Source organism: Paraburkholderia ginsengiterrae (genome assembly GCF_001645125.1).
Taxonomy (GTDB): Bacteria; Pseudomonadota; Gammaproteobacteria; order Burkholderiales; family Burkholderiaceae; genus Paraburkholderia; species Paraburkholderia ginsengiterrae.
Map to the genome: position 1 here is coordinate 21112 of NZ_LXKA01000352.1, position 11955 is coordinate 33066.

General features: G+C 62.0%; 9 protein-coding genes. 3 read left to right on the top strand and 6 right to left on the bottom strand.

The window, feature by feature from the left end; genetic code table 11:
• Positions 1-141 precede the first annotated feature (141 nt).
• Positions 142-393, top strand: a complete 252-nt coding sequence (locus tag A6V37_RS31810; protein ID WP_064265020.1) for a hypothetical protein — start codon at positions 142-144, stop codon at positions 391-393.
• A gap of 104 nt (positions 394-497) precedes the next feature.
• Here A6V37_RS31810 and cysS read toward each other — a convergent pair whose 3' ends face one another.
• The 6 genes from cysS to A6V37_RS31840 all read right to left on the bottom strand — a co-directional run bounded on the left by cysS (position 498) and on the right by A6V37_RS31840 (position 8013).
• Positions 498-1883 (bottom strand): cysteine--tRNA ligase, encoded by a 1386-nt coding sequence (gene cysS / locus A6V37_RS31815; RefSeq protein WP_064265021.1) that lies wholly within the window; start codon positions 1881-1883, stop codon positions 498-500.
• Positions 1884-2194: 311 nt separating this feature from the next.
• Positions 2195-2527, bottom strand: coding sequence for a cytochrome o ubiquinol oxidase subunit IV (gene cyoD, locus A6V37_RS31820; RefSeq protein WP_064265022.1), 333 nt, complete (start codon positions 2525-2527; stop codon positions 2195-2197).
• Positions 2528-3133 (bottom strand): cytochrome o ubiquinol oxidase subunit III, encoded by a 606-nt coding sequence (cyoC, locus tag A6V37_RS31825; RefSeq protein WP_064265023.1) that lies wholly within the window; start codon positions 3131-3133, stop codon positions 2528-2530.
• Positions 3133-5157, bottom strand: coding sequence for a cytochrome o ubiquinol oxidase subunit I (cyoB, locus tag A6V37_RS31830; RefSeq protein ID WP_064265024.1), 2025 nt, complete (start codon positions 5155-5157; stop codon positions 3133-3135). The genes cyoC and cyoB overlap by 1 nt, the downstream gene beginning before the upstream one ends.
• Positions 5158-5160: 3 nt before the next feature.
• On the bottom strand, positions 5161-6054 hold the full coding sequence (gene cyoA, locus A6V37_RS31835) for a ubiquinol oxidase subunit II (protein WP_064265052.1): 894 nt from the start codon (positions 6052-6054) through the stop codon (positions 5161-5163).
• Positions 6055-6456: 402 nt separating this feature from the next.
• Positions 6457-8013, bottom strand: coding sequence for a complex I subunit 4 family protein (locus A6V37_RS31840; protein WP_064265053.1), 1557 nt, complete (start codon positions 8011-8013; stop codon positions 6457-6459).
• Positions 8014-8676: 663 nt separating this feature from the next.
• On the opposite strand from A6V37_RS31840, the gene A6V37_RS31845 reads away from it, so the two are divergent.
• Positions 8677-9414: an ABC transporter ATP-binding protein gene (locus A6V37_RS31845; protein WP_064265025.1), complete on the top strand. Its 738-nt coding sequence runs from the start codon at positions 8677-8679 to the stop codon at positions 9412-9414.
• On the top strand, positions 9401-11869 hold the full coding sequence (locus tag A6V37_RS31850) for an FtsX-like permease family protein (RefSeq protein ID WP_082904887.1): 2469 nt from the start codon (positions 9401-9403) through the stop codon (positions 11867-11869). Before A6V37_RS31845 ends, A6V37_RS31850 begins: the two co-directional genes overlap by 14 nt.
• The last annotated feature ends 86 nt before the right edge of the window (positions 11870-11955 follow it).

Below are 11955 nucleotides of genomic sequence, written 5' to 3' on the forward strand. Positions count from 1 at the left end.
GTCAACCACCCTTTGCCAAAGAATCCCCCAAATGCATGCGGCGCCTCGCTTTGCGGCGCATGGCATGGTGCGTGCAACAGCAGATCATGAGCGCGGCAATGTCCGGGCTCTCCGCCCATCCAATCCTGCTGGAGATACACCATGAAAACCCTCCTCCTCAAAGACCTGCCCCGTGTCGACGAACTCGATCGCAAGGCGTCGCAAACCATTCGCGGCGGCTTCGACTGCCTGAGGCGCGAAGGCCCGCCGGTTTGCCCCGGTGAGTTCGAACCGCCCATCGTCATTCGACGCGGCTGGGATCAGTGTCCGCCCGTTCACTTCGGCTGCGGGCCGACCTATTTCCCGTATGGCGAGCCGCCATTGCACCGGGAACCCAAGATCGTACCGCTATAGTTCGCGAACGGACACGCCCGCACGGAGCATACCGCTCATAGCCGGCGCGTGGCGGTACGTGAACTGGATCACTACCGCCACGCAACGCGTGACACTACTTCGGACTACTTCGTCTTACCCAGCGGACGCAGCACCTGGCCGTTCACACTGTCCTCAACATTCCAGCCGGCCGCCGCCAATGCATCACGCAGACGGTCGGCTTCGTTCCACTGCTTCGCCGCGCGTGCTCTTTCGCGTTCGTCCGCGAGTGCCGCAATCTCCGCGGGAATCGCGAACGCATCGCCGTTCCAGTCGGCGAGACCTAGTCCCAGCACCGCATCGAAACGATCGACCGTCGCTCTGCGCGTGGCCGCCGGCAGATCGCTTCTGACTACGTCCCACAACACGGCAAGTGCGCGCGGCAAGTTCAGATCCTGATCGACCTCTTCCTTGAAACGCGCAACGCTCTGGGCGTCCGGCGTGCCGCCTCGCGGCCATTGCACATAGCTCCTGCGCAACCGGTCCAGCGCGGCTTGCGCGGCATCGAGCGCTTCCATGTTGAAACGCAAGCTGCTCCGATAGTGCGCGCTCAGGCATAAATAGCGGTACGCGAGCGGATCGTTGCCACGATCAATCAGCGTCTGCAAGCGCACGAAGTCACCGCTCGACTTCGACATCTTGCCGGCGTCCAGCACCAGAAAATGGCCGTGCATCCAGAAGTTCGCGAGCCGTGTGCCGTGGCACGCCTGGGTTTGTGCGATCTCGTTGCTATGGTGCACGGGGATATGGTCTTCGCCGCCGCAATGAAAGTCGAACCACGGGCCCAGATACTCGGCCGACATCGCCGAGCATTCGATATGCCAGCCGGGAAAACCGCGTCCCCACGGGCTATCCCACTCCATCTGCCGAGTGGTGCCTGGCGGGCTGAATTTCCATAGCGCGAAGTCGGTCACGTTCCGCTTCTCGCCCTGCGCGACACGCTTGCCGGCCTGCAAACCCGCCACGTCGAGGCGCGCCAGATAGCCGTAGTCATCCTGCCTGCTGGTGTCGAAATAAACGCCGTCGTCCGTGAGATAGGTATAACCGTTGCGCTCGATCTCCGCGATAAAGTCGATCTGCCCGGCAATGTGATCGGTGGCGCGGCACCAGATGGTGGGCTCCAGCAGATTGAGCGCACGCCAGTCGCTCATGAAGGCCTCGGTGTAGCGTTGCGCGATCGTCCACGCCGACTCGCCCGTGCGGCGGCTGCCCTTCTCCATCTTGTCTTCGCCTTCATCTGCATCGGAGACCAGATGACCGACATCGGTGATGTTGACGACGTGCCGCACCGTGTAGCCGTTTAAAGCCAGCGCGCGCCGCAGTACGTCTTCGAACACGTAAGTGCGAAGGTTGCCGATGTGCGCGTGGTCGTACACCGTCGGGCCGCAGCAGTACATGCCCACCTGTTCCGGCCGAATCGGCGTGAACTCGCGCGTGCTGCGAGACCAGGTGTCGTATAGGCGAAGCGGCATGTCGTGTCTCCCGTTACTGGGGTTCAAAAACAAAAAGGCCACCGGTCGTGTGACGGGTGGCCTCAGGGATGCGAATCTGTACAGATGCTCTTGCTAGACGCAAGCTCCCCTCGGCAGGCCATGACAGCATGCGCGCAAAGAATGCAGACGGGAAAGGATAGAAGCGTTCATGCAAAGGATGCTAACGCGGGTTCGTCGATCGGTCAATTGCCGCGAGCGTGCGCGGCGGCCGCCAAGAAAAAGCCCCGCAAGACTATCGCCTTGCGGGGCTTTGCTTCAGACAACGGTCACGCCATCCACTTATCGTGGCATCACCGCGACATCATGTTCATGCTGACGTTATGCATGACCCACAACGTGCCGCCGATCACAATGACCGCGGTGAGCAACGTGAAGGCAAACGCCATCACATTCCAGCGCTGCGCCGACGACGTATTCATGTGCAGGAAGAAAATCAGGTGCACGACGATCTGCACGAACGCGAGACCGGCGATCGCCAGCAGCGCGTTCTCGCCCGTCAGCGTGCCCGTCATAACGAGGCCGAAAGCGGCGACAGTCAGAACGACGGAAAGAATGAAGCCCGTCGTATAGCTGCCGAGGCTGCCGTGACTTTCACCTGCGTGGGCGTTATGGCTATGGTCCATTTAGATCACGTTCGCAAGATAGACAAAGGTGAAGACGCCGATCCACACGACGTCCAGAAAGTGCCAGAACAGGCTCAGGCACGTCAGGCGGATCATGTCGCGCTCGGTCAGGTCACGATGACGCATCACCTGAACGGCGAGCACCACCATCCAGATCAGGCCGCACGTCACGTGCAGACCGTGCGTGCCGACCAGCGTGAAGAACGACGACAGGAACGCGCTACGGCTCGGACCCGCGCCTTCGGCGATCAGGTGCGAGAACTCGCGCATTTCCAGCACCAGAAACGCGAGGCCCAGCAGGAACGTCACGCCGAGCCAGAACAGCAGCACGCCCTTGCGGTTCTTGTGCGCGCCCAGCATCGCGAAGCCGTACGTGATACTCGAAAGCAGCAGCATCGTCGTTTCAAGCGCGACGCCCGGGATCTCGAACAGGTCCTTGCCGCTCGGACCGCCCGCGAACTGGTGGCTCATCACCGCGAACACGGCGAACAGCGCCGCGAAGATGATGCAGTCGGTCATCAGGTACAGCCAGAAACCAAACACCGAGTGCGACGGCACATGATCCGGCGCGAGTTGCGGCTCAACCGCAATAGTCTTCTGTAACATCAGTCCACCTCCAGCGCGACCTTCTCATCGGCGCGAACAGCTGCGCCAACACCGGCCACGGCAGCGCCACCGCTGCGTTTCTCTTCGATCAGCGCGACGGTGTCGGCCGGGATGTAATAGCCCTCGTTGTCCTGGAAGCTGTAAATGATCACAGTGGCGATCGCGCCGACAAAGCCGACAATCGCCAGCCACCAGATGTGCCACACGCCTGCAAAGCCGAGCACCAGCGAGAACAGCCCCACCAGCAGGCCCGCGGACGTATTCGACGGCATGTGAATGTCGCGATACACCGGCACCTTCTGGACACCCTTGCGCGACTTCATTTCGGTGAACGCGTCGAGCGAGCGGATCGTCGGGATGTGCGCGAAGTTATAAGGCGGCGGCGGCGAGCTCGTCGCCCATTCCAGCGTATGACCGTCCCACGGATCGCCCGTGAGGTCGCGGTTTTGCGGCAGGTTGCGATCGCGGATGCTGACGACCAGTTGCAGCAGCTGGAAACCGATACCGATTGCGATCAGCACCGCGCCGAACGCGGCGGCGATCAGCCACGGATGCCATGCCGGGTTGTCGTAGTGGTTCAGACGACGCGTCATGCCCATGAAGCCGAGCACGTACAGCGGCGTGAACGCAACCCAGAAGCCGATCTGCCAGAACCAGAACGCGGCCTTGCCGAGCTTCTCGTTCAGCTTGAAGCCGAACGCCTTCGGGAACCAGTAGTTGAAGCCGGCCAGATAGCCGAACAGCACGCCACCGATAATCACGTTGTGGAAGTGAGCGATCAGGAACAGGCTGTTGTGCAGCACGAAGTCCGCGCCCGGAATGGCCATCATCACGCCGGTCATACCGCCGATCGTGAAGGTGACCATGAAGCCGAGGGTCCACAGAATCGGCGTCGTGAATTGCAGCCGGCCCTTGTAGATCGTGAACAGCCAGTTGAACACTTTCACGCCGGTCGGGATCGCAATCACCATCGTCGCAATACCGAAGAACGCGTTGACGTCAGCGCCCGAACCCATCGTGAAGAAGTGGTGCAGCCACACGAGGAACGACAGCACCATGATCGCGCAGGTCGCCCACACCATCGTCTTGTAGCCGAACAGCGGCTTCTTCGCGAAGGTCGCGACGACTTCCGAGAAGATACCGAACGCCGGCAGGATCAGGATGTACACCTCGGGGTGACCCCATGCCCAGATCAGGTTCAGGTACAGCATCGCGTTGCCGCCGGCATCGTTCGTGAAGAAGTGCATGCCGAGGTAACGGTCCAGACCCAGCAGCGCGAGCGTGACAGTCAGGATCGGGAACGACGCCATGATCAGCACGTTCGTGCACAGCGCGGTCCACGTGAACACCGGCATCTTCATGAACGTCATGCCCGGCGCGCGCATCTTCACGATGGTCGCGAAGAAGTTCACGCCCGTCAGCAAAGTGCCGATGCCGGAGAGCTGCAGGCTCCACAGGTAATAGTCGACGCCGACACCGGGGCTGAACTGCAGTTCGGACAGCGGCGGATAAGCGAGCCAGCCAGTCTGCCCGAATTCACCGACCACCAGCGAGACGTTGATCAGAATCGCGCTGACCGCCGTCATCCAGAAGCTCAGCGAGTTGATGAACGGGAACGCGACGTCGCGTGCGCCGATCTGCAGCGGCACGATGAGGTTCATCAGACCGACCATGAACGTCATCGCCATGAAGAAGATCATGATGACGCCGTGGGCCGTGAAGATCTGGTCGTAGTGATGCGGCGGCAAAAAGCCCGGGCTCATGTACGACAGCGCCAGCTGCATGCGCATCATGATTGCGTCGGCAAAGCCGCGCAGCAGCATGATGAACGCAACGACGATGTACATGACGCCGATCTTCTTATGATCGACGGACGTCAGCCATTCGCTCCACAGGTAGCGCCATTTGCCGAAATAAGTGATTGCGCCGAGCACGGCCAGCGCGGCGAGCACCATGCCGGCGCCCGCCACAACGATGATTGGCTCGTGATACGGAATCGCATCGAGCGTTAGTTTTCCGAACATGCGTTACCCCTTAGGCGCACAGTTGGCGTCCTTCATGTTGTCGAGGACGTTCCCGTTGTTGTATCGGGCAATGATGTTGTTAAAGAGCTTCGGATCGACGGTCGAGAAATAGCGAACCGGATCCTTCTCGCTCGGCGCAGATACCGCGTGGTAACGGTCCATGCTGAGGTTGTCCGACGAGGCGCGCACTTTCGCAACCCAGGCATTGAACTCTTCCGGCGAGGTGGCGAGCGTGCGGAATTTCATGTCCGAGAAGCCCCTGCCGCTGAAGTTCGCGGCGAGGCCGGCGTAGTCGCCGGTGTGATCGGCGATCAGATGCAGGCGCGTTTGCATGCCCGCCATCGCGTAGATCTGGCCGCCCAACTGTGGGATGAAGAACGAGTTCATCACCGTGTCCGACGTAATCCGGAAGTTCACCGGCGTGCCGACCGGGATCGCGAGCTGGTTCACCGACGCGATGCCGAGGTCCGGATAGATGAACAGCCACTTCCAGTCGAGCGCGACGACTTCGACGTTGATCGGCTTCACCTGCGACTCGAGCGGACGATACGGGTCGAGCTCGTGCGTGGTCTTCCACGTCAGCACGGCGAGGAACAGGATGATCAGTGTCGGAATCGTCCAGATGGCGATTTCAATGCCGGTGGAATGCACCCAGCCGGGGCGGTACTCGGCGTTCCTGTTCGACGCGCGATAGCGCCAGGCGAACAGCAGCGTCAGCACGATCACCGGAACGACCACGATCAGCATGGCCCAGGTCGACGTGGCGATCAGATCGCGCTCCGCCAGACCCACACTCCCCTTCGGATTCAAAATATCGAGGTTGCTGCAACCCGAGAGCAACAACACGAGGCTGGAGGAAAGGAAACTTGCCGACCCTCGCAGAGTCTTTCCTTTCATATCCATTGCCTTTCAGTTACGACTTCAACGAACGTCATCAGACCGCTCTCCATTAATTAGCGCTCGCATAGTAGGGGAACGGCATTGTCCAATAAACCCCTCGTTTTGCAACGTATTATTGCGTCGCACCACCGTGCGACACGTTGCCGCACACGTGCGCGGAGGTGAACTTTTGCAAGGATACTTTACAGATACTCGAAGAATCGGTGCATCATAAAGTGCCTTTAAACAAGCACTAAAACGCGGCATGACCTCGTTGGCCATGCCGCGTTATTGACGCGCGAAGGAATGGACTACGCCGTCCGGAAGTGCGCGGAAGCGGCAGCATCCGGTCAACGAATGCTGCATCTGCGATACGCCCCCGCTAGCGTGGTTTTCGGGTGGGATGCCCGATCAATCCGATCAGCCCGGCGTGCGAGCCGTTGCGGCAACCGGTGCCGGCGCCGCAGCCTGCAGATGTTCACCGCCGTCAGCTGGTACGGTATCCGAAGGAATCGACGAACGCTCCGATTGAGCGAGCAAGGTGCCGACCGACGGATCGATCGCATCGGTGAACGGCTTCGGATTGATGCCGATCGCGAGCACCAGTACGGCCATCGCGCCCAGCAGCACGATCTCGCGCTTGCCGAGATCCGTCAGCTTCGCGACGCGCGCATTGGCGATCGCGCCGAAGATCACCCGCTTGTACATCCACAGTGTGTAGGCCGCGCTGAGAATCAACGTGGTCGCCGCCATCGCGCCGATCCAGAAGTTGAAGCGGATCGCGCCCATCAGCACCATGAATTCGCCGACAAAACCCGAGGTGCCCGGCAGGCCGATGTTGGCCATCGAGAACAGCATCACGAACGCGGCGAAGCGCGGCATGGTGTTGGCCACACCGCCGTACTCGGAAATCGAGGCCGTTTTCGTGCGGTCGTAGAGCATGCCGGTGCACAGCAGCATCGCGCCGGACACCACGCCATACGACAGCATCTGCACGATCGCGCCGGCCTGGCCGATGCGGTTGAAGACGAACAGGCCGAGCGTCACGAGACCCATGTGCGCCACCGTCGAATACGCGAGCAGGCGGCGGATGTCGGTTTGCACGAGCGCGAGCAGGCTCGAATAGATCACCGCGACCAGCGAGAGCGTGATCATCATCGGCGCAAAGAAGTGGCTGGCCTGCGGGGCGATCGGCAACGCGAAACGCAGCAGGCCATAGCCGCCGATCTTCAACATGCCGATCATCACGGCGGCGCCAGTCGGGCCATCGAGGTGAACGTCGGGCAGCCACGTGTGCAGCGGCCACATCGGCACCTTCACGCCAAAGGCGGCGAGGAATCCGAGGAAAATCAGCACCTGCGGCATCGTGCCGAGATGCGTTTCGCGCCACAACGCGAGGTCGAAACTGTGCGTCTGGCTATACAGATACAGCATCGACATCAGCATCATCAGCGACCCGAGGAACGAGATGAAGAAGAACTTCACCGCCGCATACGAACGGTTCGCATGTCCCCATGTGCCGATCAGCAAATACAGCGGAATCAGCGTCGCTTCGAAGGCGACGAAGAACATCATCCCATCGAGCGACGTGAACACGCCCTGCATGAAACCGGACAGCATCAGGAACGCGCCAAAGTATTGCGCGACTCGCTCGGTGATCGATTCCCACGAGGCCACCACGATGATGATCGTGGTGAGCGCGGTCAGCGCGACGAGCCACAGCGAAATGCCGTCCACGCCCACATGCCACGCGATATCGAACGTGGGCGACCATCTGACGTTCTCGACGAACTGCATCGACGTGACGTCGTTGCGAAAATTCGCGACCAGCGGAATCACCGGCAGGAAACCCGCAACCGCGCCGGCCAGCGCGAGCCAGCGGGTGCGACCCCGTGCCGCGTCGGATCCGGCACGCAACACCACCAGACCGGCGACAATAGGGATCCAGATGAGTAGGCTAAGAAGAGGCAATGGCATGTGCTCTGTCGAAAACTTGAAGTACAAAACGTCGCATCAATGCCTTCAGGCCTGAAGGCATTGAAATGAAATTGAAGGCTTTATTTCGCTGAAATTGACGTGAAGCCGGTGCCGCTACTTACACGTTTACCCGCAGTCGAATGACCAAGGGTGGGAGATTACCAAGATAAGAATACTTTTGCAGCGCAACAATGCTGCAAAGCCCGGTGCAATGCGTTATTGCCGCCACAGGTCTTGCGAAATGAATAAAAATGTGCGCACGCACAAACACCGTTAGGCCCACTGCAAACGGTTGTTTTTGGGCGAAAATGCGCGCAGTTGGCGGCACGTTACAAGCGCTTGTATGAATGCACCGGCATGAAAACCGGACGGAGCCGGATCAGGCTGGTGCATGAGAGCGCGCGGGCGCAAATTTAGCCCGGAATTCAGCCTGCTTGCGAGCAGAAATATTTTTTGTTCCATCGAGTCGGATTTCAGTCGTACGGTCCGGAAAGGATCAGGCCCCTCTTTCCAGCTACGATTTTCAGACCCGGGCGCGAGCCGCGCGCCCTGCTTCGGACGACCTTACGGAAGCCGAATATACTGCGACGATTCAGGGGCCACTGGCTACGCGCGTGCTCACCGCGTCTTCGCCCTTCATCGCTCACACTTTTCGGAAATCGCATGGCGCTTCGTGACGAAAGTGTCGTTCCCGCACTCGAGTGCCGCGGGCTCAGCAAGACATACGGCGCGGGCCGTGTCGTGCTGGCGCACCTTGACTTCATCCTCCGTCCCGGTGAATTCGTCGCGATCATGGGCGATTCCGGCGTCGGCAAATCGACACTGCTCAATCTGATCGCGGGGCTGGACAGCGCGGATAGCGGCGATGTGATCATCGACGGCAACGCCGTTGCGCAACTGGACGACAACGCGGCGACGCGCCTGCGCCGGCAAAAGCTGGGCTTCGTCTTCCAGGCTTTTCACGTGCTGCCGCATCTGACGCTGGCGCAGAACGTGGCGCTACCGCTGCTGCTGAACGAGCTGCCCGCCGAGGCCGCGCTGGATATGCTCGCCGCGGTCGGCCTGCGCGGACGCGGCGATGATTTTCCGCGCCAGCTCTCGGGCGGCGAATTGCAGCGCGTGGCGATTGCGCGCGCGCTCGTGCATCGTCCGACACTGATTCTCGCCGACGAGCCCACCGGCAACCTCGACCCCGATACCGCGCACGACGTGCTCGGCCTGTTCCGCGCGCAGAGCAAGGCCAGCGGCGCGGCGACGATCATGGTGACGCACTCGGAAGCCGCCGCGGCCTTCGCCGACCGCATCCTGATTCTGAGCGACGGCGCCCTGCACGTGTCGTCCGGACCCGCGGCGCTTGCCGGCGCCCGCTCCCCCGAGCCTTCAGCCGATGACGCCCGCTGAGATCGGCCGGCCGCAGCACCGACAAGGACACCGCGTTCTCGCCCGTTGGCTGCTGAGCGCCGAATGGCGCAGTCATCGTGGACGCGCGCTGGTTGCCATCGCGACGATCGCACTCGGCGTGGCGCTCGGCTACGCAGTACAACTGATCAATAGCGCGGCGTTCAACGAATTCTCCGCGGCGGCCCGCAGCCTCTCGGGCGAGTCCGATCTGCAGGTGCGCGGCGCACAGCCTTCATTCGACGAAGCCATCTACCCGCGCCTCGCGAACGAACCTGGTGTCGCGCTCGCGAGTCCCGTGCTCGCACTCGATGTGACCGTGCCTGACCGGACTTCCGCCTTGCCGGTGCTCGGCATCGACGTGTTCAAGGCGAGTCGCATCGCGCCGGATCTGATCGGCGTGCCGTCGCCGGACCGGCCATTCGATACGCTCGCGACGAACACCGTGTTTCTCTCGCCGGCGGCGCAGCAATGGCTGAAAGTCAAAATCGGCGACGACCTGGCGCTGCGCAGCGGCACCTCGATCGTGCATTTTCGGGTGGCCGGCGGTCTCGTGAGAACGCGGCCTGGCCAGCGGCTCGCGGTAATGGACATCGCCGCCGCGCAGTGGAAGTTCGGCAGAGTGGGCAAGCTGTCCCGCGTGGACATTCAGCTCGAACGCGGCGTAGACCGGGAGCGCTTCAGGCACGCCCTGCAAGCGCGGCTCGGCAGCCAATGGGTGATCTCCGAAACCCGCGATGCCGAAAGTCGTACCGACCGGCTGTCGCGCGCATATCGCATCAATATGAATGTGCTCGCGCTGGTGGCCCTCTTCACCGGCGCGTTTCTGGTGTTTTCGACGCAGGCGTTGAGCGTGGTGCGGCGCCGCGCGCAGTTCGCCATGCTGCGCGTGCTCGGTCTGACGCGTGGCCAGCTGTTGCGCCAGATCCTGATGGAAGGCGCGCTGCTGGGTCTGCTCGGATCGATCGCGGGGCTCTGTCTCGGTTATGCGCTGGCGAGCGGCGCGCACCATTTCTTTGGCAGCGACCTGGGCGGCGGCTACTTTCCGGGTGTACAACCGCAAGTCGGTTTCGAACCACTGGCGAGCGTCCTGTTTCTGGCGCTTGGCCTCGCGGTGTCGGTGTTGGGCAGTCTTGCCCCCGCGCTGGAAGCCGCGCGCGCGCGGCCCGCCGCGGCGCTCAAAGCCGGCGCAGAAGAAGGCGCCTTGGCGCGGCTCGCTACACCGTGGCCCGCCGTGCTGTGTCTGGCGGCCGCCGCCGTGCTCACGCAGATGCCGCCATGGTTGGATGCGCCGATCGGCGGCTATCTTGCCGTCGCGCTGCTGCTGGTCGGCGGGATTGCGTTGATGCCGCGCGCGACCGCGCTCATCTTCGGGGCGGCGAGCCGTGCTTTCGCCAGGCGTCGCCGTGTCGGCGCCGCCCGCACGCTCGCGCTGGCGCGGCTGGCGAACGCACCGGGCCACGCGTCAATCGCAATGGGCGGCGTGTTGTCGAGCTTTGCGCTGATCGTCGCGATGGCGATCATGGTGGCAAGCTTTCGTGTTTCCGTCGAAGACTGGCTGGTTCATCTGCTCTCCGCGGATCTTTATGTGCGCGTGGCGCCGAACGGCGACACAGGCGGTTTGCGGCCGGACGAACAGTCCAGCGTCGCAGCCGTGCCCGGTGTCAAGGCAGCAGCCTTTGGGCGCACCTCGCACCTCACGCTCGACCCCGCGCGGCCTGACGTGGCTCTGCTTGCACGCGGGATCGACGCAGCCGATCCGGGTGCGACTCTGCAGATGACTGGTGCGGTTTTGCCGCTGTCCGCTTTCCAGGGAAACGAGACGCCTGTTTGGGTGTCCGAAGCAATGGTCGATCTATATGGATACCGATTGAGTCAGCGTATTCAACTGCCGCTAGGCGAGCACGGCCACGTGTTCGTCGTGGCCGGCGTATGGCGCGACTATGTGCGGCAAACCGGAGCGATCGTGATGCGGCGTGCCGACTACCGGCGCTTGACCGGCGACACCGGCGCAACCGATGTGGCGGTCACCGTTCAATCAGGAACGAGCGTCGAGCGTGTTGCCGCGGGGCTGCGTGCGCTGCCGTTTGGCGGGGCGCTGGATCTGTCTCAGCCCGGCGAGATTCGCGCGCGCACCCTGGTTATCTTCGATCGCAGTTTTGCGGTCACCTATCTGCTCGAAGTGGTGGCTATCGTGATCGGCTTGTTCGGCGTGGCGGCGACGTTCTCCGCGCAAACCCTCGCGCGCGCCCGCGAGTTCGGCATGCTGCGGCACGTCGGCGTGACGCGCTCGCAGATTCTCGCGATCCTCGCACTCGAAGGCGGAATGCTTACCGCTAGCGGCATTGCAATGGGCTTCGCGCTTGGATTCACGATCGGTCTCATTCTGGTCTTCGTCGTCAATCCGCAGTCGTTCCGTAAGCACCCGGTGAAGGCACCTTGTCCAGCCCGTGCGTAAGCTATAGTGCGCTAGCGTAGGGTTTCCAGAGATGAGGGAGCAACGCATCAATGTCAGCGGCACGATGTGTTGGCAAGCGGGTGAGC

Excerpts from the sequence above, each read along its gene's own strand:
- cyoD (WP_064265022.1), bottom strand. The coding sequence starts at position 2,527 with ATGGACCATAGCCATAACGCCCACGCAGGTGAAAGTCACGGCAGCCTC.
- A6V37_RS31840 (WP_064265053.1), bottom strand. The coding sequence starts at position 8,013 with ATGCCATTGCCTCTTCTTAGCCTACTCATCTGGATCCCTATTGTCGCC.
- A6V37_RS31845 (WP_064265025.1), top strand. The coding sequence starts at position 8,677 with ATGGCGCTTCGTGACGAAAGTGTCGTTCCCGCACTCGAGTGCCGCGGG.
- A6V37_RS31850 (WP_082904887.1), top strand. The coding sequence starts at position 9,401 with ATGACGCCCGCTGAGATCGGCCGGCCGCAGCACCGACAAGGACACCGC.
- cyoB (WP_064265024.1), bottom strand. The coding sequence starts at position 5,157 with ATGTTCGGAAAACTAACGCTCGATGCGATTCCGTATCACGAGCCAATC.
- cyoA (WP_064265052.1), bottom strand. The coding sequence starts at position 6,054 with ATGAAAGGAAAGACTCTGCGAGGGTCGGCAAGTTTCCTTTCCTCCAGC.
- cyoC (WP_064265023.1), bottom strand. The coding sequence starts at position 3,133 with ATGTTACAGAAGACTATTGCGGTTGAGCCGCAACTCGCGCCGGATCAT.
- cysS (WP_064265021.1), bottom strand. The coding sequence starts at position 1,883 with ATGCCGCTTCGCCTATACGACACCTGGTCTCGCAGCACGCGCGAGTTC.
- A6V37_RS31810 (WP_064265020.1), top strand. The coding sequence starts at position 142 with ATGAAAACCCTCCTCCTCAAAGACCTGCCCCGTGTCGACGAACTCGAT.